This is a genomic window from Pseudomonas sp. Wu6, from assembly GCF_019891515.1.
Classification (GTDB): domain Bacteria; phylum Pseudomonadota; class Gammaproteobacteria; order Pseudomonadales; family Pseudomonadaceae; genus Aquipseudomonas; species Aquipseudomonas orientalis_A.
Genome location: NZ_JAFLXH010000007.1, coordinates 193,737 through 214,931, shown reverse-complemented (window position 1 = coordinate 214,931; position 21,195 = coordinate 193,737). Strand labels below are relative to the sequence as shown.

The following is a 21,195-nucleotide window of genomic DNA, read 5'->3' as shown; positions in this document are numbered from 1 at the left end:
CGATGGCGGCCTCAGGGCCGACCAGGATGTTGGATTGGACCGAGTACATATCCATTTCTGCGGTAACGGCTGCTTAGGGTTCCGCCCTGACGGCGGCCCACGGATTCAAGCCTGCGTTCGGCCAGCGTGGTTTAACGGGCCGCCTAAGATCAAAAGCGCAAGCGCGGCGGCCTTCGAGCCGACCGGTATCTTGTGTCGATCCCGGTCAAAATGTGGGAGGGGGCTTGCCCCCGATGGCGGCCTCAGGGCCGACCAGGATGTTGGATTGGACCGAGTACATATCCATTTCTGCGGTAACGGCTGCTTAGGGTTCCGCCCTGACGGCGGCCCACGGATTCAAGCTTGCGTTCGGCCAGCGTGGTTTAACGGGGCGCCTGAGATCAAACGCAAAAGCGCGGCGGCCTTCGAGCCGACCGGTATCTTGTGTCGATCCCACATTTGGACAGGGATCTGCATCCCGATGCAACGAATCGCTCCCGCCGTCGCTCCTATGCTTACGAATCACCTTTAACCACCACAGGTATCAGGCTTATGACGGCGGCGGACAACGATCATGTGAATTGGCTGGTGCAACAGTCCATGCTGAACGCGGCGCGCCAGCGCGCCAAGCTCTATTCGGGGCAGGGACGCATGTGGCAGCAACCCTTCGCACACACCCGCCCGCGTGACGCTTCAGCCTTGTCATCGGTATGGTTCACGGCGTATCCGGCGTCGATCGTGACCCGTGAAGACGGTACGGTGCTGGAGGCGCTGGGCGATGAAAGCCTGTGGCATGCGTTGTCGAAAATCGGCATCCAGGGCATTCACAACGGGCCGCTGAAGAAGTCCGGCGGTTTGTCCGGCACCCGACACACTCCGACCATCGACGGCAACTTCGACCGCATCAGCTTCGACATCGACCCGCAACTGGGCACCGAGGCGCAGTTGCAGGCGCTGACGCGCATGGCCGCCGCGCACAACGCGGTGATCATCGACGACGTGATCCCATCCCACACCGGCAAGGGCGCGGATTTTCGGCTGGCGGAAATGGCTTATGAAGACTATCCGGGCCTGTATCACATGGTCGAAATCCGTGAAGAAGACTGGCCGCTGCTGCCGGACGTCGCCGAGGGCCGCGACGCGCAGAACCTCAGTCCGCCGCAGGTGGATGCACTGCGCGACAAGCACTACATCGTCGGCCAATTGCAAAGGGTGATTTTCTTCGAGCCCGGCGTCAAGGAAACCGACTGGAGCGCCACGCCCGTGGTGATGGGGGTCGACGGCAAGCCGCGACGCTGGGTGTACCTGCATTACTTCAAGGAAGGGCAGCCGTCGCTGAACTGGCTCGATCCGTCATTCGCCGCCCAGCAGATGATCATCGGCGACGCGCTGCACGCCATTGATGTCATGGGCGCGAAAATCCTGCGCCTGGACGCCAATGGCTTCCTCGGCGTGGAACGCAAGCTCGACGGCGCGTGGTCGGAAAGCCATCCGCTGTCGATCACCGGCAACCAGTTGCTCGGCGGCGCGATTCGCAAGGCCGGTGGTTTCAGTTTCCAGGAACTCAACCTCACCGTCGACGATATCGCCTCCATGTCCCACGGCGGCGCCGACCTGTCCTATGACTTCATCACCCGGCCGGCCTACCAGCATGCGTTGCTGATGGGCGACGCCGAGTTCCTGCGCCTGATGCTGCGCCAGATGCACAGCCTCGGCATCGACCCTGGTTCGCTGATCCACGCGCTGCAAAACCACGACGAACTGACCCTGGAACTGGTGCACTTCTGGACCCTGCATGCCCATGACACCTTTCTGTTCCAGGGCCAGACCTTTCCCGGCAACATCCTGCGCGAGCATATCCGCGAGCAGATGTATGAACGCCTGACCGGCGAGCACGCGCCGTATAACCTCAAGTTCGTCACCAATGGCGTGTCCTGCACCACCGCCAGCATCATCACCGCAGCCCTCGGCATTCGCGACCTGGACGCGATCACCGCGGCCGACGTGCAGCAGATTCGCCAGATTCATTTGCTGCTGGTGATGTACAACGCCATGCAGCCGGGGGTGTTTGCGCTGTCCGGTTGGGACCTGGTGGGTGCGCTGCCATTGGCCGCCGAAGAGGTCGGGCATTTGATGGCCGATGGCGACACGCGCTGGATTCATCGCGGCGCCTACGACCTGGTCGACCTCAACCCCGATGCCGAGCTGTCGGCCGGGCAGATGCCGCGTTCCAGAAGCCTGTACGGCAGTTTGAACAGCCAGTTGCAGGACCCGGATTCCTTCGCCTCACAGTTGCAGAAGATCCTCGGCGTGCGGCGTGCCTACGATATTGCCGCCAGTCGCCAGATCCTGATTCCGGATGTCGAGCACCCGGGCCTGCTGGTCATGGTGCATGAGTTGCCGGCAGGCAAGGGCACGCAGATCACTGCGCTGAACTTCGGTGCCACGCCGATCACCGAGTCTCTGCACCTGCCCAACATTGCACCAGGGCCGGTGGTGGACATCATCAATGAGCGTGTGGAAGGGGATCTGACGGAGGAGGGCACGTTCACGATTACGCTGGATGCCTATGAAGGGCTGGCCTTGCGGGTGGTGAGCAGTACGCCGATGTAACGGGAGTGGGGGCAGCCTCTTACACGCCGGGTTGAACGCGTTTAACGTCGTTCAACCCGGCGAGTGTGCTGTCGGGACAGTGTCGGAGGATCAGCGGTGCCTGTTCTTGTGCTTATGCTTGTTGCCTTTGTGTTTCCCGCCGTCGCCTCCCAGATTGTTGCCCACCGCGCCGCCGGCGGCGCCACCCAAGCCGGCGCCGATAGCCGAACCGGTGCTGCCGCCCAGGTGATTACCGATCACTGAACCACCCGCAGCGCCAACGCCGCCGCCCAGTGCCGCTTCCGCTCGATTGCCTTTGCGCGCGCCCACCGCGCCGCCGGTCGCACCCCCTACACCGGCGCCGATGGCCGCACCGGTGGAGCCACCGAGCTGCCCACCCACGACATTGCCCAGTACGCCGCCGACGCCGCCGCCCAGAGCGGCGGTGCCATCTCCGGCGGCCGAGGCGCCTTGGGAGATCAGGATGCCCAATGCCAGGGCTGGTAGAGTCATTTTCATTTTTCTTGTACCTCAAGGGCTGTCTCAGGCGCTCACGGGGTAAAGCACGCCTGTGTTGAGATTAGAGCACAAGCGCGCGCCCCGCCGTTCCTGCGAGAGCGATATCCGCCAAGAAAAATTTTTTTCCGCCCTCTTGAAATCCTTTTGTGCGTCCATAAATTTTTGATCACGCGATGCCGAATGCGGGTCGCGTCCTAAATCACTTGGAGAAACTCAGGAGATTTTAAAATGGCTACTACCCTTTCGTTGGCCCCACTGTTCCGTCAATCGGTGGGCTTTGATCGCTTCAATGACCTGTTCGAGTCGGCGCTGCGCAGCGAGGCTCCGAACTCCTATCCACCTCACAACGTGGAAAAGCACGGTGATGACGCCTACCGGATTGTCATCGCAGTGGCTGGCCTGACCGAGGAGGATCTGGATATCCAGGTCGAACGAGGTGTATTGACGGTTTCCGGCGGCAAACGCGAAACCGACGAGAAGGTCGCTTACCTTCACCAGGGCATCGCCCAGCGTGCTTTCCGGTTGTCGTTCCGCCTGGCGGACCACATCGAAGTGCGTGGCGCGGCCTTGAACAACGGGCTGCTGAGCATCGACCTGCTGCGCGAGGTGCCTGAAGAGGCTAAACCGAAGCGCATTATGATCGGTGGCGAGGCCAAGCCCGAGCTGCGTCAGGTCAGTTTGCAGTAAGGCAATCGGCGGTAAAAAAGGCGCTCTTCGGAGCGCCTTTTTTGTATGCGCGCAGAGTCGCAACCACACGGTCGCGGCCCGCGCGACCATTCATTTTGAACTGCCCGCGCCGCAGAGTGCCGAATCTCTACAACCTGGAGGAATCAGCCATGACCGAAGAAAAGCCCAAGGAACCCGAAGAGCAAACACCGGCGCACTCCACCGAAGAGGAGCGTGAGCGACTGAAGGATTTCAACAAGGACGGTATCCCGCCGGGCGCGTGCTGAAGGGCACTCTCACGTTCTGTCTGAACAGCCCACTTAGCCCTGTGCGCAACCGCGCTAGTGAAATAGAGGTGATTTATGGTCGATGACAATAACGGTCCCGCAGCGCCCTATCCCGGACCGGAAAAGCTAGTGCCCGACCTGGGCGAAGGCCACGCGTCAGGCCTGGAGCAAGCTGAATCCGAGCCCAAGCAGGGCACAGGCGAGAAGCCGGAAGATTGGAACCCCCCGCCGGGCAATCCCGGATCGGATCAGGACGCCCAGACCGACCGTAACAATGGCGGTGCGAAGTAGTTCATCCCACAGCATGAACTGACAAAACCCGGCCAAGCGCCGGGTTTTTCTTTTGCAGGCAGGAAGGATGTCTGCTCCCTGAGTAGGAAATGGTGTTTATGAAGAATTATTTAGGTTGCGCCCGCGGGTGATTCCTACTCGATATCCCCCTCGGCTCAGCCGGTTTTCGTGCCTGCAGATTAATGTCAAGTAATCAGCACGTTAGAAAATATGCAGGCAGTTAACCGGACTTCAGTGCCGTTATTTTTATTAGCTTCCTATCTTTATTTTCAAGTTGGCTATTCCAAAAAGGTCTTTTGTGGAGAAATCCAAGCCATGTTTTATTGCGGGCGGATGTAACAATTTGTTTCAGTTTTCAGCCGTTTTTCGGTACCGGCTAGGGGGCTTTCTGTCGGCGAACAGGTAATTTCCGTTCGTTGCGACGCTGTGGGTTAAGCCTGGGACATTGACGATTTTGCGTGTGTCTGTCCGGCGCACTGCAAACAAGGGATTTGACAATTATCGAGGCTTGAACCCATGAATCATGTGATCAATTCCATACTGGAAAATGCATCAACTCGCCCCTCAATCGGCCATACCAACCCCGCGCTACTGCATGACGTTCTATGGCGAGCACTGGAGCACGCACTCAAGGCCAACACGGATGATGCTTCCCAAGCCCCGCACACCCGCGCCTGCCTGAGAATCTATGCTGAAATCGATACGCTGTCGTATCTGGACAAGGGGGATTCGAAATTGGCCGCTGCCCTGGGCAAGGCGTTCTTTGAATCCCGTTCCAGCAAAGACGTCGAGGCGTTCTGGAAGTTGTTGCTGATCAAGCAACTGCTGTTCGAATTGTCGGTCAGGAGCGTGGCGACCCAGATTGCGTCGCAGGCCAGCCTGCCTCGTCAGTTGCTCACGCTTGACCCGCAGTTGATTACAGCGCCTGCGGGAGTAAATATCAGCCTGGGAGTGCTGTGCAAAGAGACTGACCAGCTCAAGCATTCCGTTGTGCTGGTCTTGCAGAAACTGGCCCAGCACGTCGAAGACCGTGGCCTCAAAAAGCCTCAAGTCACTGCGCAGCTCCTGCTGGAGCTGTACAACGCCGTGTGGTCGGGCAGTAATGGCACGGATATCGAATCACAGATTTTTTACGCCGACAGTGTGTATGACGCGTTGCCCGACGTGCATCACGCCCTGGGCCTGGCGCCGCAGGAAAAATGGCTGACCTTGTTCACCTGGTTATACGGCGACAAGGATGGCCGCCCTTATGACACCAACCAGCACACCGAAACCCTGGTGCTGGCGCTGGAAACGGCGCTGCGCAATCGCTACATCGCCGATATCGACAGCCTGATCAAGGACGGCGGCGCACGGCATCGCCTTGAAGAGATTCGTGCCCGTGTGGGCCGGGATCATCCCGAGCATTTCGAGCGTCCCGCCGAACTGATAGATGCACTGAGCAGCATTCGTTTTACCCAGCCGGCCGCCATCGACCGTCTGCTGCTGCGGGTGCATGCGTTTGGCTTTCACTATCTGGATATCGAGTTTCGTGAAAACGCCGAGATGTTCAGCAGCGTGGTCGATGAGATTCTGTCCAGCCAGTGGCTGGAAACCATTGGCCTGGGCCAGGGCCGGCACTACCACGAACTGGATGAGCGTGCGCGTCAGGCCGCGCTTGAGGTCGCGCTGGAAGGCGGAGCGGCCCAGACGCCCGCAGGCCTGTGGCAGGAGTATCTGCAACGCACCACGCCGCTTTACACCCGCAAAGTCGAGCAATACGCCGGCCAGGATTACATTGCGCTGATGGAGCAGGACCCAAGCTATATCCGCATGCACGATGCGCGCAACGCGGTGGAACGGTTTGAAATGATCGACCGTTATCGCGACCGCATGAAAATCCACGGAATCGCCGAGTACACCTCGGCCCTCAGCGCGCTGGAGGTGCTGTTTCTGATGAAAGCGGCCCAGGTGCGGGATGGGATCGACATCGCCCTGCAACCCGAAGACCTGGCAGGTGCCGAGCGCACGCTGGCCACCGTGCATGAGGTGTACGAAAACCCGGTGTACCGCCAGCACCTGGCAACGCGCGGCAACCGCCAATACATCACGTTTGGCCCCAGCGACACGGGCAAGCAGGGCGGCAAGGCCATGCACAAACTGAACATGGCGATTGCCAACCAGCACAAGCTGATCGCGGCCCGTTACGGCATCGAGGTGGTCGTCCACGTCATCATGGGCGGGGAACACGCACGGTGTAATGGGGTGATCGCCGAGACCTTGCAGGAGTTCGGCGCGCTGGAGGGCCCGGAAACCCGCTTCATGCTGGCCGGCTGCGCGGAGATGCGCGCGCATCTGCTGACCCGCAACCAGTCCGTCAACTTTCTCAGCCAGTTGTACCGTATGCACGCCGAGCCCCAGCCGCAACTGTCCGAGGAGGTCATTGCCGGCAGGATTCAACGTTGGGGGGACGTGGTGCGCCGCTACCAGGCGACGTTCTTCGAGCATCCTGCGCTGCCTTCCCTGCTGCGCGACCTGGCGCGATTCGATGTGGTCAGGGCCACCGCCAAAGGCACCCGGCCGCCTTCTCGTATCTTCAACATCAAGGTGTTCGAGTCGCGCCCCGATGCCATTCGTGCGATTCCCTGGACCCGCGCCTTGCTGGCCGGTGGGTTGCACAGCGAACTGATCGGCGTCGGGCAGTTCGCGCCAGCGCCGGCAACGCAGCTGTCGAAGGCTTTTAACGAGGATGAGAGCTTTCATACCTATGTCAAAGGGATGGCCTACGCCATTGCGCGAACCGACCTCAAATGCGCCTGGCTGACCCTGACCGGCAGCATTCCGGAGAAGGCCCACATCCTGGCGCTGGCGCAGGCCTTGAAGACTGAAGCTGTCGGCACGGCCGAACAGTTGCTGGCCAGCCTGCACCTGGAAGTGATTGAAGGTAAGCGCTTCGTGTTCAAGGCCACCACCGGTACCGAGCCGGCGGACCCATGGAAAATCAAGGAAAACAGCGTGCTCAACCTGTGGCCCAGTCTCAAGGCCGAGGTCTACCGCAAGGAAAAGAACCTGCGAATCTATCGGTTGTTCCTGATCTACGCCAAAAGCAATCCCTCGTTCATCCAGTCTTCATCGCTGAATGATTTCTACAGCGGGTTCCTCGCGGCCGTGAGTACCGACGCGGGCCTGGTCGATCCTGCAAGTGCGCACCATTTCACCTGGTGATTAACCCGATGGTTAACCCCGATGCCTGGGGCAACCCGGGTATCGGCAGGCGCTACCCTCCAAGAGGATCAACGGTATGACATTGACCACCCTGATACTGGATGCCCCCGGGCCGCCGTTACTGTTTGAGGAAGTCGATCGCTTTCTCGAACGGGGCCTGGGCGTCACCCTCAACCTGCACTATTTCGCCGACAAAGAGCGCATTCGGCAGCACTACGGCACGCGCATTGACTATGCCGAGATCAACTGCCATGACGAGCCTGGATTTATCGCCGCCGTGAGTCAGGCCGGGGGTTACAGCGTGTTCAAGACGCGCCTGAACATCCCCCTGGGCGCCGGCCTGATCCGAGCCGCCACCTCGTCGGCGCTGGCCACGCCACTGCGCGCCATTGCCCAGGCTGGCACAGGGGTCAATCATATTGATCGGCTGGCGTGCGAGCAGTGCGGCGTGGTGATCCTTAATACGCCGGGCTCCAACGCGGCCGCTGTTGCCGAGTACGTCCTGGCCCAGGCGCTGTTTCTGTCGCGCGACCTGGATGACTACAACGCCGAAACGCACAACGGCCATTGGGCAAAAGGCACCTTGGCACCTGCCTCCGAATACGCCGAACTGACGCTTGGGCTGGTGGGCACAGGCAGCATTGCCCGGCAGGTGGCGCGCAAGGCTGCGGCGCTGGGCATCAAGGTGATCGCCACCGGGTCCGAACGTTTTACCGAACCGGTAGCGCACAGCCTCGGACTTGAACGACGCGCAGGTCTTGAACAGTTACTGGCCGAGGCGGACATCGTCTCGATCCACGTACCGCTCACCCCCCAGACCCGAGGCTTGTTCGGCACTGCTGAGTTCCGGCAGATGCGCCAGGGCTCAATCCTCATCAATACCGCGCGCGGCGGGATCGTCGACGAGCAGCAATTGGCCGCCTTCATGCGCCAGTTTCCCAGGCACGTCAAAGCCGTGGCCATCGATACCTTTGCCCTGGAAAAAGACCGTTTCGCCTCGCCATTGACCGCTATTGCCAATGCGCAATTGACGCCGCACATCGCCGGCAATACCAGCACGGCAATCCGGACGGCGTCACGCCAGATCGTCGACAAAATCCACGCATTCAGTGCCGCCGCCACCGCGCGTTAACCCACAGGACACAAGGAAGGCCCCATCATGCAAACCTCTATTTTTACCCGTCTTGACGCCCTGAGCTGCACCGACCTCAGCGATGCGATGGACCGCCTCAATATCGTTTGCCAATGCACCGACATCATGCCCCTGGACCGCACGTTCAAGCTCACGGGCAAAGCCTGGACCCTGCGCTACGGCCCTATTGGCCTGGACGGTGGTTCGGTGGGTGATTACATCGATGACCTCGAAGCCGGCCAGGTGGTGGTGATCGACAATCAGGGACGGCAGGACACCACCGTGTGGGGGGATTTGCTGACCTCGACCGCCTCGCGCCAACACTTGGCCGGCACGGTGATTGACGGCATCTGCCGCGACGTTGACCGTGCGCTGGAACTCGGCTACCCGATCTTTTCCCGAGGTAACTGGATGCGCACCGGCAAGGACCGCGTGCGTGTCGAAGCGATCCAGGCACCCGTGACGCTGGGCGGCGTGCGGGTACAACCCGATGACTGGTTGCGCGGTGATGGTGATGGCCTGGTGGTGATTCCATCCGGTTCACTGAGCCAGGTGCTGGCGGTGGCCGAAGAAATCCACCAGGCCGAAGAGCATATTCGTGCGGCGATCGAGGCGGGCGTGCCGTTACGCCAGGCCCGCGCCGATTACGGCTACCACGCCTTGCAGACGCCGCGCCGCTGACAGCCCAACGACAGAAGCCGCAGTGGACGCGGCTTTCGTCTTGGGTACAACTGCCGGCCTCATCGCAGACGCGTGCCCGGGATGTATCCGTTCACAGCATGCGGCGCAGTACGTCGTTGCGAGGGTCGCGGTCGAACAAGCGGTGTTTGAGCGCGCCCGCGATATGCAGCACGATCAGGACCAGCAAGGTATAGGCCAGGACTTTGTGCAGCCATTGGAACACCACAAACCAGTTGTCATTCTTCGGCAGCAGCTCCGGCAGGTTCACGCCGAAAAAGAACACGCCGTCGCTCATGGTGAAGGTGCTCGACATCGAGTACCCCATCAGCGGCACGGCCACGATCAGTACGTACATGGAGCGTTGTACGAACCGTGAGAGGAATCGCTCATGCGCCGCCAGTGTGAGCGGTGGCTGCGGAAGGGCGGGGGTGCGAACACGCAGGGCGATCTGTACCAGCACCAGCAGAAACGCCAGCACGCCGAACGATTTGTGCCACGGGTAGTAGAGGGTGAATTTACTCACGACTTCATCATCAAGCCCGGTCATGTGCCAGCCGGCCCAGAGCAGCCCGGCTATGACGACGGCACGCACCCAGTGCAGGATGCGCAGGGACACGGGATACCGATCGATTGCCGTTTGTGTTTGGTTGTTCATCGCAGTCTCTTTATTGATCATCAAGGCGTCGAAACGCACGGCTGAATCCCACCCTCTGCGACCAGGGCCGAGAGGGTGGCAGGTGCAGTGACTGTTCTAGGCAGGCAGCAGCACGGTGATCACTTTCTCCTCGGTGTAGGCCAGCGCGCCGCTGATTCCGCCTTCGCGGCCAATACCGCTGGCCTTGACGCCGCCCCACGGCAGGTTGGCGTCCAGCGGGCTCCAGCAGTTGACGCCGATGGCGCCGGCCTTTACCGCTGCAGCCACGCGGTGCGCGCGCGCAAGGTCGGTGGTCCACACCGTGGCGGCCAGGCCGTAGGCGGAGTCGTTAGCCAGTGCCACGGCCTCTTCTTCGCTGTCGAAGGTGATCACCGTGCCGACAGGGCCGAAGATCTCGTCCTGGGCGATCGCCATGTCATTGCGGGCATTGGCGAAAATCGTCGGACGCACGAACCAGCCCTGGTCAGGGGTGGATACGCCGCCGGCCAGCAGCGAGGCGCCTTGGTCGATACCCAGCTGGATGTAACGGTTGACGCGATCAAATTGCGCTTTCTTGGCCACCGGCCCCATCTGGATGTCAGGTTGGCGAGGGTCGCCGACCTTGATCGAGCGAGCGGCCTCGGCCAGGGCGGCCGCGAAGCGTTCGGCGAGGCTGCGCTGGACCAGGATGCGCGAGCCGGCGGCACAGATCTGCCCCTGGTTGACGAACAAACCCAGGGTGCAGCCGAACAATGCATCGTCGAAGGGCGCATCGTCGAACACAATCTGCGGGCTCTTGCCGCCCAGTTCCAGGGCCACGCGCTTGAACAGCACACCCGCAGTGCGCTGGATCTCACGCCCGGCCTCGGGGCTGCCGGTGAAACTGATCTTGGCCACATCCGGGTGTTCGCACAGGGCCCGACCGACCTGCGCACCGTAACCGGTCACCACGTTGATCACGCCGTCAGGAAATCCCGCTTCCTGCGCCAGCGCCGCCAGGTGCAGGGCCGATTGCGGGGTTTCTTCCGAGGGCTTGATCACCACGGTACAGCCTGCCGCCAGCAATGCGGCGAGCTTCCACACGGTGATCATCAGCGGTGAGTTCCACGGCACAATCGCGCCCACCACGCCTACCGGCTCGCGTACGGTGTACGAGAGGGTCTTGCGACCGAAGTAGCCGCCGGTGGGAATGGTGCGCCCTTCAAGCTGATTGGCCCAGCCGGCGGCCGCGCGCAGGTTGGCGATGGCGTTGGGCAGGTCCATCCGGCGCGGTTCGAGCGGTGAGCGGCCGATGGCGTCGGCGTCCATGTCGGCCAGTGATTCGCTGTCGCGCTCCACCAGGTCGGCGAGTTTGGATAACAGCCGACCGCGCTGGGCGCCGTCAAGCTGGCTCCAGGCGCCACCTTCCAGTTGGGCGCGCGCCGCTGCCACGGCACGGTCGACATCGTCGGCGGTGCCGCTTGCGCAACTGCCGTACACCTGTTCGGTCACGGGGTTGATGAGAGGGATGCGCGCTCCGTCGCTGGCGTCGCAGGGCGCGCCCTGGATAAAGTGTTTCAGGTGCTCGGTCATGTGGGTGTCCATGCGTGATGGGAGGGGTTGGAGATGACGCACTCAGGCCTTGAGGGAGGCCAGGGCATCGCCGAAAATGTCCAACGCCTTGAAGAACAGCTCGCGCGTGATCGTCAGCGAAGGCATCACACGCATCACGTTGCTGTAACGCCCGCAGGGAATCATCAGTACGCCGTGGTTCATCAGGTAGCCCATGAGCTGGCCGATCTTGGCGCCTTCGAGCGGCGTCTTGGTGGCGGCGTCTTCAACCAGCTCGATACCGATCATCAGGCCGCGACCGCGAACTTCGCCGACGAACGGGCTGTTGAACCCGCGGATACGTTCCTGCGCTTCCAGGCCCAGGGTGTGGGCGCGATCGAGCAGGCCGAGTTCCGGGTCCTGCAGGATGCTGATATTGGTCAACGCCACGGCCGCAGACAGCGAGTTGGCGGCGAAGGTATTGGGCATCGAACCGTCGGGAATCTGTGCGGCGAGGTCCGCTCGCATGATCAGCCCGGCCATCGGCAGGTCGCTGCCAATACCCTTGCCGAAGGTGAGCATGTCGGGTTTGACGCCGGAGTGCTCGACCGCCCACATCTTGCCGGTGCGGCCCGCACCGGACTGGACTTCGTCAACGATCAGCAACGCGCCGGCGCGGTCGCAGGCCTTGCGCAACAGTTGCAGGAATTCGGGGGAGGGCGGCACGTAGCCGCCTTCGCCCTGCACCGGCTCCACAATCACGGCGGCCACGTCATCGGCGGCGGTGTAAGGGCTGTTCAGCAGGTAATCCACGTAGTCGCCGGCAATCTGCTCGGCACTTTTTTGCGTGGTGTCGAAGGGAAAACGGTAGGCATAGGGGTAGGGTGCGTGAATCACGCCGCCCATCATCGGGCCGTAGCCCTTGCGGTAGGCCGTGCCGGTGGTCAGCGCGCCCGAGGCGTTCCACACGCCGTGGTAGCCGCCGTGGAAGGCGAGGATCTGGTGGCGCCCGGTGATGCGCTTGGCAAACTTGATGGCCGCTTCCAGCGCATCGCTGCCGCTTTGCGTGAAGAACGTGATGCAGTCACCGCGCAAGCCCTCTGGCGCGATCTCGGACATCTTGGCGGCCAGTTCGGTGCGGCGGGTGCTGTTGATTTCCAGGGCATGCATCAGCACTTCGGACTGTTCGCGGATGGCTTTTACCACCAGCGGATGACAGCGCCCGACGCTGCTGACGCCCACGCCTGCGGAAAGGTCGATGTAGGTGTTGCCGTCGGGGTCCTTGAAGGTCGCGCCGAACGCGCGGTCCATGGCAATAGGCATACGGCCGCCGCCGCGCGCCATCGATTCGGTACTCGCCGACAACGCCAGCGCTTCGCGGGTCAGCGGGCCGGGCAGGGTGCTGGAAATAATGTGCGGGGCATCCGCGAAATGCAGGGGTTCTAGTTTGGACTCAATCATGACGCACTCTCTGGAATGTCGGTTTCAGTATGTGGATCATTCTCATGGAGTGTGCCTGTCCGTTAGCCCGAATCGGCAAATGATGAATCGGTCCATCGGCAGGCTCCGCCAAAGGCCCTATTTGAGAAGAAACTTCGCGGTAATTGATCTATGTGCGAATATTGCAAGGTAGCTTGAAATAAAAACAAAAATTGGCAGAGGCTTTTCGCACATTATGAAAAATCATCATATAAGCCATTTTCGCGATATCCACGTCCATGCGGCCAATGTCCAGGAGTGGAGCCAGGATTACAGCCAGTTGACGGCCGGTCCGGCCGAGAGTTCGTTGATGCAGCTGACCACTGCGCGTTGCCACGTGTTTCGCGAGCAGATCAACCAGCGGGTGGTGCAGCGCGGTGTGGCACCGCGAGACAAGATGTGCTTTGCCGTGCCGATCAGCGTGCCGGGTTCGACGCGCATGCAGGGTCGCGAAGTCGATGACAGCAGCCTGTTCTTTCTGCAGGGGGGCGAGGAGTTCATGTTCCATATGCCGATGGGCATGGAACTGCTGTCCGTGACCTTCGAGCGCGAGTGGTTCGAGCAGGTACTGGAGCAAACGGCGTCGGCCAGTGAGATCAGTCGGTTGCTGCGCCAACCCGTGATCCGGGTGTCTGCGCAACGCTTCGCCCAGGCTCGGCTTGGATTGCTCGCCGTGCTCTCCCTGGCGGAGGTCGGCGAGGAACTCGACAGCGCGGGCGAGCAGGGGCTGGAGCGGGCGTTGCTCGGTGAGTTGTTGCAATTGCTCACCGACCCGGCCTGCGACAAGCTCCAACGCAGCCCCAGTTCCACGCGCAGCTTCATTGTCGAGAAATGCCACCGACTGGCGACCGCCGAAAGAATCGACGTGCCCAGCGTCAACGAGTTGTGCCAACGCCTGCAGGTGAGTCGGCGCACCGTGCAGAACAGCTTCCGCTCGGTAGCCGAGACCACGCCGCTGAACTACTTGCGCTCTGTCCGGCTCAATGGCGTGCGTCGGACCCTGATGTGTACCCTCGCGTCCCGCCTCTCCATCGGTGATGCCGCCGCCCAGTGGGGCTTCTACCACCTCAGTCATTTTGCCGAGGAGTACCAGGCACTGTTCGCAGAGTTACCGTCCCATACCGTCCGCGCCGCCATCCCCGTCTGCGCGCGCGCGTGATGGCCTGCACGGCGGCGCAACGGCACGCCACGGGTTAAGCGCGGAACTGATCCATCAGTTTCATTTGCTGATTGGCCCGTTCGTTGAGCTGGCTGCTGATCTGCGCCGACTCGCCCGCCTGCTCGGTCAATGTCTCGGTGACACCGCGAATGGTCGAGACATTGCGATTAACCTCCTCGGCCACCGCGCTCTGCTCTTCTGCCGCGCTTGCGATCTGCAGGTTCATGTCATTGATCACCGTCACCGCTTCGCTGATTTTACCGAGCGCCTCCACCGCCTGATGGATCTGGCTGGCGTTGCTCTGGGCCTGAGTCTGGCTTGAATGCATGGTTGCCACCACGCCACGCGTGCTGGCCTGGATGCGCTCGATCACCAGGCGAATTTCCTCTACCGAGTCCTGGGTACGCTTGGCGAGGTTGCGTACTTCGTCGGCCACCACTGCGAAACCTCGGCCGCTTTCGCCGGCCCGTGCGGCCTCGATCGCGGCGTTGAGGGCGAGCAGGTTGGTCTGTTCGGCGATACTGCGGATCACTTCCAGCACCGAACCGATCTGTTCGCTGTTGACCGCCAGGGCTTCGACTTCCGTCACGGCCTTGCTGACTTCGCTGGCCAGTGCGTTGATGTCACGGGTGCTGCGCTCGATGATGGTGATGCCTTCCCTGGACGCCTGGTCTGCGCCCCGGGCCGCCATCGCTGCGTTTGACGCGCTGTTGGCGACTTCGTGGGCCGTGGCGCTCATTTCGTTGGACGCGGTTGCCAGTTGATCGATCTCGCGAAATTGCACCTGCATCCCTTCGCTGGTCTGGCGCGCGATGTGCGACGACTGGTCGGCGGTGCCGCGCGCAGCGATGATGCTCTGCTTGAGCTGCGCAATGGTGGGTTGCAGTTTGTCGAGAAACCGATTGAACCAGTTCACCAGTTCGCCCAGTTCATCTTTCTTGCGGTAATCCAACCGCTGGGTGAGGTCGCCGTCGCCGCTGGCAATCGCCTTGAGCATCCGAGCGACGCTGTTGATCGGGCGTGTCGCACCGGAGGCGGTGAACCAGATGAGCAGCAAGCCCAGCAGCCCCGCACCGACGGCGACCAACAGTGACTCCAGGGTGTCCCGGGTTTGCGTCTGGTCAAGCAAGGTCTGCAGCTTCATCGAGTCCGCCAGCAAGACATCCTTGGGCAGGTCGATGGCCACTCCCCACGCCGGCGCTTCGGCGATGGGTGCAACGGGGTACACAGCGCGAATCAGCGCATCACCGACCAGCACCACCGGTTTTTGTTGCGCCAATGCCGCAAGCACGACCTTGCCCTCATCCTTCAACGGAACGTCGATATTTTTGCCGACCTGGCTCGCATCCGCGCTGTAGGCGGCAAGTACGCCACTGTCGGAAACAATCAGCATGCGCCCTGAACCGTTGAACAGGGTACGCTGGGCATCGCTCGCGGCAGCTTGCAGGGCGCCGAGCGCGAGGTCGACCCCAAGGGTGCCGATCACCTTGCCATCGGCGATCAGGGGCATCGACAGCGTGGTCATCAGTTGAACCTGCCCGGCCTGGGTGTCGGCATAGGGGGCCATCAGGCAAGTGCGTCGCGTGTCTCGCGGGCAGGTGTACCAACTGTTGTAGGGCGTGCCGCTGATGCTCAACTCGGTCTTCTGCAAATCGCTTTCGGGAACCAGAATATTCATCGCTTGACCCGCGCCGCGATTCCAGGCGCTGGCAAAACGTCCGTTCTCGTTGGCGGCGCGTGCGGCGTCGTTGACGAACTCACTGTCTTTGCCATCCAGCGCATCAGGTTCGTACACCAGCCAAAGCCCGAGAATCTCGGGATTGCGTTCGAACGTGGTCTTGAGCGCCAGGTTAAGTTCTTCACGCAATGTCGCAGCCGCCAACCCCCGCTGGGCGGCCATGGTGCGCAAGCCGGCCGCCTGGTCGGAAAAAGCGGTGATGATCTGCCGGCTGCGGGCGAATTCGCCCTGCAGGTTCTTCGCCTGTTCCGCCGCCCTGGCCAGCAGCAGGGTCTTGCCGCTGTCAGTCAGCATCGTACTGCTCGAGGTGCTGATCAACTGGTTGTTCTGGTTGCCCTGGTAGAGATTCATGCCGACGATCAGACCGATCACGCCAAGCAGGCACAAACCCGACAAGAGGACGAATTTCAAACGGATGGAAAGGGCGTCGAGCATTGGGCTATCTCACTGGTAAACCGCGTGTTGATCGATCATCGGTTGGTGTGGCACCACCGACTTTTTTTATTGGATGTGTCACTGCATCGGCTGATGTCACTGATTCATGACACCCGGTTGCGTGGCCTGACCAGCAGCGCTGCCATCAACAGCAATGCCGCACAGGTGGCCAGTACGGCGACGAAACCCGCGTCGAACGCCGAACGGGCCGACCCGATCAGCATCGCCGCGTCCTCCGGCGCCAGCGTCGCGGCGACCACCAGCGCATCGTCGAGGCTCTCGAAGATCATGGGATTGAGGGCCAGCCATGGAGGAATCATCTGGCTCGCGGAGTAGGCGTAGATGGCCGATAACAAACTGCCCGCCAACGTCACGCCTGCGGCGCCGCCCAGTTCAAAGGAGACTTCCTCAAGGGAGGCGGCCATGCCGGCTTTGTCGGCGGGCACGCTGAGCATGATCGTGCTGGACGCTGCGGTCAGTGCGGCGCCCATCGTAAGACCCAGCAGTGCGAGGCTGACGATCTGCACTGGCACTGCGGCGTTGTGCGCCAGCAAGTAGGTCAGCATTGCGGCAGCCGAAAGCAGCAGCGTCCAGAACAGCATGCGCTGCTCTCCCAGGCGCGGCAGGTAATGCCCGGCTAGCGGCCCGGCGACGAACGAACCCAGCGGCAGCGGCAGGATGAACAGCGCCGCCTCCAGCGGCGACAGGTCCAGCACCAGTTGCAGGCGTTGGCTGAAGACCAGTTCCATGCCGATCAAGGCGGCGGCTGATACCACTGCCGAAATCACCGCATTTCTGAAGCCAGACGTGGAGAACAGCGACAGATCCAGCATCGGCTGATCGGCCCGCCGTTGACGTCGAATGAAAAGCGCCAGAAATAGCGTGCCCAGGACCAGTGCTATCAGCATGGCCTCGAAGGAGGGTTGCCGTTTACCCAGCTCCTTGACCGCATAAGCTACGCTGATCAAACCGATCATGACCTGCAGCGAACCCAGCCAGTCCCAGCGTGTCTGGCTATTTCCCGGATGATCGGGAATGGCTATCGCCCCCAGCAGCAAGGCCAACAGCACAATTGGCACATTGATCAGGAATACCGAACCCCACCAGAAATGCTCCAGCAACAATCCACCTACGACCGGTCCGAATGCGGCGCCCCCTGAAGCCACTGATGCCCATAGTCCGAACGCCATCGCCTGTTCGCGTCGGTCGGTAAACGTCAACCTTACCAGGGCCAATGTGGCGGGCATCATCATCGCCGCGCCCACCGCCAGGAACCCACGGGCAACGATCAAGACGCTGGCCGATGGCGAGAACGCAGCGATCAGCGAGAACAGGCCGAAAACGCTCAGGCCGCCGATAAACAGCCGTTTGTGCCCGAGACGGTCGCCGAGGGTGCCCATGCCCAACAGCAGGCCGGCGGCGATCAACGCGTAGATATTGATGATCCAGAGCTTTTGCGACGCCGTGGCGCTGAGCTCCCGCGTGAGTGTGGGCAGCGCGGTGTACAGCACCGTCATGTCAATGACGATAAGCAGCAGCGCGCTGGAAATGATGGCAAGTATCAGCCAGCGACGTTTGGAGTCGGTAAAGGGCATGGCTGGCGTCCGTAAAAGAGGGCTGGACCTAGCATGCCTGAATGCACAAGGGCGCCGTTATCCCAAATCGGCCGTGACTTTCGGGGCATTGCCGGTCGGGGGTGACGCCGGCGATGTTACCGATTTGGGATAGCGGGGTGTTCGTGGGCGGGCATAGGATCGAATACAGCGTGCAATCCCAAAAACAAAAGCGCTATCTGGTACCGATGGCGCCTTGATCGGTCCTATACCACAGCGACTGCCTCATACAATAAGGTTAATAAGATGAGTGTATCTATCCCGGTCAACAGCTCCACGGAGCTCAAGCGTGGCGCCTTGGGTGTCGGCTTTATCATCTTCTTCGTGATTTCGGCGGCGAGCCCGCTCAGCGTCATCGCCGGAGGTTTCCCGATTGGCATCATGCTGGGCAACGGTGCCGGCACCCCGGCCTTGTTATTGCTGGCCCTGGCGGTGCTGCTGGCGTTTTCGGTCGGTTACACCACCATGGCCAGGCATGTCACCAACGCAGGTGGTTTTTACGCCTTTACCTCGCGCGGCCTGGGCGGCCTGGCCGGAGGGGCGGCGGGCGTGCTGGCGATGTTTGCCTACAACATCCTGCAGGTCGGCCTCTATGGCATGTTCGGCGGCGTGGTCAGCGGCACCATGGAAAGCGTATACGGCGTGGTGTTGCCCTGGTGGTCCTACTCGCTGATGGCGATGGTCAGCATCGCGATCCTGGGCTATCGCAAGATCGATCTGTCCGCCCGCGTCTTGTCGGTGGTCGTGATTGCCGAATACCTGGCGATCCTGACCCTGGATATTGCGATTCTCAAGACTGGCGGCGACAGCGGTGTCAATCTCGACTCGTTCACCCGCCAGCATGTGTTCAGCGGTACCCCGTCGATCGGCCTGCTGTTCTGCTTCGCGGCCTTTATCGGCTTCGAGGCCACGACGATTTACGGCGAAGAAGCGAAAAATCCGCACCGCACCATTCCGATTGCCACCTACAGCTCGGTGCTGCTGATCGGCGGCTTTTACGCGCTGTCGGTCTGGTCGATGGTGGTGGGCGTAGGTACGGATAAAATCGTGCCGATGCTGCAAGCCCTGCAGGACCCAACCACCTTTATCTACGGCATGTCGGACCACTTTGTCGGCCCGTACCTGACGCAGATTATCCGGGTGCTGTTCATGGTCAGCATCTACGCCGGGCTGCTGGCATTCCATAACGCCGCGGCGCGCTATTTCTACGCGATCGGGCGCGACGGTCTGCTGCACAGTCTGTTGGGCACCACCCACCGTGTGCACCAAAGCCCGCATATGGGCTCGGCGCTGCAAAGCCTGATCGCCGCCGTGGTGGTGCTGATCTTCGCCGCCATGGATGCCGATCCAATCCTGCAACTGTTCGCCTGGTTCTCCAACCTCGCCACCTTGTGCGTGATTTTGCTCATGGCGATGACTTCGGTCTCGGTGTGTGTGTATTTCCACCGGCACCCGGAACTCAATGTCGGCCTCTGGCGCGGGCGTATCCTGCCGATTTTCTCCAGCCTGGCCTTGCTGATGGTGCTGATACTGGCGGTGGTGCATTTCGATGTGCTCACCGGCGCCAGCCAGCTTTTGTCCTACGCACTGTGCGCGGTCATTCCAGCGGCGCTGCTGGGCGGCATTTTTCTCGCCGCGCGACTGCGCAAGGTCTCGCCGCAGCGCTTCCTGGCGCTGGGCAGCCACAAACTCTAAGGCATCAAGCGATACCGCCCCACTGCACACTGTTCGCTTGCCGTTGTCCGGCAAGGCTCGCCAGCGTTAAAGGAAGATGACACATGCACCACTACAAGATGCTTATCAATGGGATTCAGGTTGCCGGTGAAAACGGGCAGTTTGATGTGATCAATCCGGCTACCGGCGCCGCATTCGCCCAATGCCCGGCCGGCTCGCTGGCTCAATTGGACGACGCGGTGGCCGCCGCTCAAGTGGCCTTCAAGGCGTGGCGTCACGTTTCCCATGCTCAACGCTGCGAGCGGCTGTTGGCGATTGCCGAGAGTATCGAGCAGGGCGCCGATGAGTTGGCCCGGTTGATCGTGCAGGAACAAGGCAAACCGTTGGAACTGGCGTTTTCCGAAGTCATGGGCGCCGCCGCGTGGACCCGCTATGCGGCCGGGCAGCAGATTGAAGTGGAGCTGGTGGAAGAAACCCCGACCCAGCGCATTGAGCTGCACCGCAAACCCCTGGGTGTGGTGGCGTCCATCACGCCATGGAACTGGCCGTTCATGATTGCCGTGTGGCACATCATGCCGGCGCTGCGGGCCGGCAACTGCGTGGTCAGCAAGCCGTCGAGCCTGACGCCGCTGAGTACCCTGCGCCTGGTGGAAATCATTGCGAAGCATGTACCCAACGGTGTGATCAACTGCGTGACCGGCGAGCAGGGTTTCGGCAGTGCGATCACTTCGCACCCCGGCATTCAGAAGATTGTCTTCACCGGTTCCACCGCCACCGGCCAGAGCGTGATGCGCGGCGCTGCGACCAATCTCAAGCGCCTGACCCTTGAACTGGGCGGCAACGACGCTGCGATTGTATTGCCCGGCACATCGGTGGAAGAGGTCGCCGAGGAAATTTTCCAGGCAGCCTTCCTCAACATGGGCCAGACGTGCGCAGCGCTCAAGCGTTTGTACATTCACGAATCCCAATACGAGGCCTTCGCCGACGCGCTGACGCTGATTGCCCAGCGCCAGGTGGTGGGGGATGGCCTGGAGCCCGGCGTCAACTTCGGGCCGGTGCAGAACCTTGAGCAATTGCAGTTGGTTGAAGCCCTGGTCGCCGATGCACGGGATCAGGGGGCGCGGGTCCTGTGTGGCGGCGCCCGTCTGGACCGTCCGGGGTTCTTTTACCCACCGACATTGGTTGCGGATGTGACCGATGGCCAGCGTCTGGTGGACGAGGAGCAATTCGGCCCGGTGTTGCCGCTGATCGCTTACAGCGACGTCGAGGACGTGCTGCGCCGCGCCAACGCCGGTGACATGGGCCTGGGTGGCTCGGTATGGGGCCCGGATGTCGAGCAGGCGCAGGCGTTGGCCAGCCGCCTGGAAAGTGGCGTGGCCTGGGTCAACTGTCACGCCCGGATCCAACCGAATACGCCATTCGGCGGCAGCAAAATGTCCGGCTTCGGTGTCGAGTTCGGCCTCGAAGGGCTGTTGGAGTTCACCGGCCAGCAATTGCTGTTCGTCAATAAGCGCGCGGGCGAGTAACCCTCGGCCAACAGGGGCGCGGCGTCGCTGCACCCCTGTTGCCGCTATCTGAGACA

15 protein-coding genes and 1 pseudogene are annotated in these 21,195 nt (G+C 61.6%); 9 read left to right on the top strand and 7 right to left on the bottom strand.

Features of this window, described 5'->3' with window-relative positions; translation table 11 throughout:
• Positions 1 to 531 precede the first annotated feature (531 nt).
• Positions 532 to 2,592, top strand: coding sequence for a maltose alpha-D-glucosyltransferase (treS, locus tag J1G34_RS07455; protein ID WP_222993698.1), 2,061 nt, complete (start codon positions 532 to 534; stop codon positions 2,590 to 2,592).
• Between the two features lie 90 nt (positions 2,593 to 2,682).
• On the opposite strand, the gene J1G34_RS07450 is transcribed toward treS, so the two are convergent.
• A complete protein-coding gene (locus J1G34_RS07450; protein WP_065885594.1) occupies positions 2,683 to 3,090 on the bottom strand; it encodes a hypothetical protein in 408 nt (135 codons plus the stop codon).
• Positions 3,091 to 3,318: 228 nt separating this feature from the next.
• On the opposite strand from J1G34_RS07450, the gene J1G34_RS07445 reads away from it, so the two are divergent.
• From J1G34_RS07445 to J1G34_RS07425, 5 genes are all read left to right on the top strand, one after another.
• Positions 3,319 to 3,777, top strand: a complete 459-nt coding sequence (locus tag J1G34_RS07445) for an Hsp20 family protein (RefSeq protein WP_057722310.1) — start codon at positions 3,319 to 3,321, stop codon at positions 3,775 to 3,777.
• A gap of 341 nt (positions 3,778 to 4,118) precedes the next feature.
• Entirely contained in the window at positions 4,119 to 4,334 is a 216-nt protein-coding gene (locus tag J1G34_RS07440) for a hypothetical protein (RefSeq protein ID WP_065897936.1), read from the top strand.
• A gap of 516 nt (positions 4,335 to 4,850) precedes the next feature.
• Complete coding sequence (locus tag J1G34_RS07435; protein ID WP_222993696.1) at positions 4,851 to 7,538, top strand: phosphoenolpyruvate carboxylase; 2,688 nt, start codon at positions 4,851 to 4,853, stop codon at positions 7,536 to 7,538.
• Positions 7,539 to 7,614: 76 nt separating this feature from the next.
• Positions 7,615 to 8,670: an NAD(P)-dependent oxidoreductase gene (locus tag J1G34_RS07430; RefSeq protein ID WP_065897938.1), complete on the top strand. Its 1,056-nt coding sequence runs from the start codon at positions 7,615 to 7,617 to the stop codon at positions 8,668 to 8,670.
• Positions 8,671 to 8,697: 27 nt separating this feature from the next.
• Entirely contained in the window at positions 8,698 to 9,351 is a 654-nt protein-coding gene (locus J1G34_RS07425) for an RraA family protein (protein WP_065897939.1), read from the top strand.
• Positions 9,352 to 9,442: 91 nt separating this feature from the next.
• Here J1G34_RS07425 and J1G34_RS07420 read toward each other — a convergent pair whose 3' ends face one another.
• The 3 genes from J1G34_RS07420 to J1G34_RS07410 all read right to left on the bottom strand — a co-directional run bounded on the left by J1G34_RS07420 (position 9,443) and on the right by J1G34_RS07410 (position 12,976).
• Positions 9,443 to 10,006 (bottom strand): cytochrome b, encoded by a 564-nt coding sequence (locus J1G34_RS07420; RefSeq protein WP_065885604.1) that lies wholly within the window; start codon positions 10,004 to 10,006, stop codon positions 9,443 to 9,445.
• Positions 10,007 to 10,102: 96 nt separating this feature from the next.
• Positions 10,103 to 11,557, bottom strand: a complete 1,455-nt coding sequence (locus tag J1G34_RS07415) for an aldehyde dehydrogenase family protein (RefSeq protein ID WP_065885606.1) — start codon at positions 11,555 to 11,557, stop codon at positions 10,103 to 10,105.
• A 42-nt stretch (positions 11,558 to 11,599) separates the two neighbouring features.
• Positions 11,600 to 12,976, bottom strand: a complete 1,377-nt coding sequence (locus J1G34_RS07410; RefSeq protein WP_122582640.1) for an aspartate aminotransferase family protein — start codon at positions 12,974 to 12,976, stop codon at positions 11,600 to 11,602.
• A 214-nt stretch (positions 12,977 to 13,190) separates the two neighbouring features.
• Between J1G34_RS07410 and J1G34_RS07405 the strand changes: the two genes are divergently transcribed.
• Entirely contained in the window at positions 13,191 to 14,153 is a 963-nt protein-coding gene (locus J1G34_RS07405) for a helix-turn-helix domain-containing protein (RefSeq protein ID WP_065891983.1), read from the top strand.
• A 34-nt stretch (positions 14,154 to 14,187) separates the two neighbouring features.
• On the opposite strand, the gene J1G34_RS27620 is transcribed toward J1G34_RS07405, so the two are convergent.
• From J1G34_RS27620 to J1G34_RS07395, 3 genes and pseudogenes are all read right to left on the bottom strand, one after another.
• On the bottom strand, positions 14,188 to 14,943 hold the full coding sequence (locus J1G34_RS27620) for a methyl-accepting chemotaxis protein (RefSeq protein WP_370737769.1): 756 nt from the start codon (positions 14,941 to 14,943) through the stop codon (positions 14,188 to 14,190).
• A 102-nt stretch (positions 14,944 to 15,045) separates the two neighbouring features.
• Positions 15,046 to 16,053, bottom strand: a pseudogene (locus tag J1G34_RS27615) (methyl-accepting chemotaxis protein); the annotation flags it as partial.
• Between the two features lie 377 nt (positions 16,054 to 16,430).
• Positions 16,431 to 17,921 carry an MFS transporter gene (locus J1G34_RS07395; RefSeq protein ID WP_222993692.1) on the bottom strand — a complete coding sequence of 497 codons (1,491 nt, stop codon included), beginning with the start codon at positions 17,919 to 17,921 and terminating at the stop codon, positions 16,431 to 16,433.
• Positions 17,922 to 18,185: 264 nt separating this feature from the next.
• On the opposite strand from J1G34_RS07395, the gene J1G34_RS07390 reads away from it, so the two are divergent.
• Both J1G34_RS07390 and J1G34_RS07385 read left to right on the top strand, forming a co-directional pair.
• Complete coding sequence (locus J1G34_RS07390; RefSeq protein ID WP_222993690.1) at positions 18,186 to 19,634, top strand: APC family permease; 1,449 nt, start codon at positions 18,186 to 18,188, stop codon at positions 19,632 to 19,634.
• A gap of 83 nt (positions 19,635 to 19,717) precedes the next feature.
• The gene (locus J1G34_RS07385; RefSeq protein WP_065891979.1) at positions 19,718 to 21,139 is read left to right on the top strand and encodes an aldehyde dehydrogenase family protein; all 1,422 of its coding nucleotides are present in this window, start codon (positions 19,718 to 19,720) and stop codon (positions 21,137 to 21,139) included.
• Positions 21,140 to 21,195: the final 56 nt, after the last annotated feature.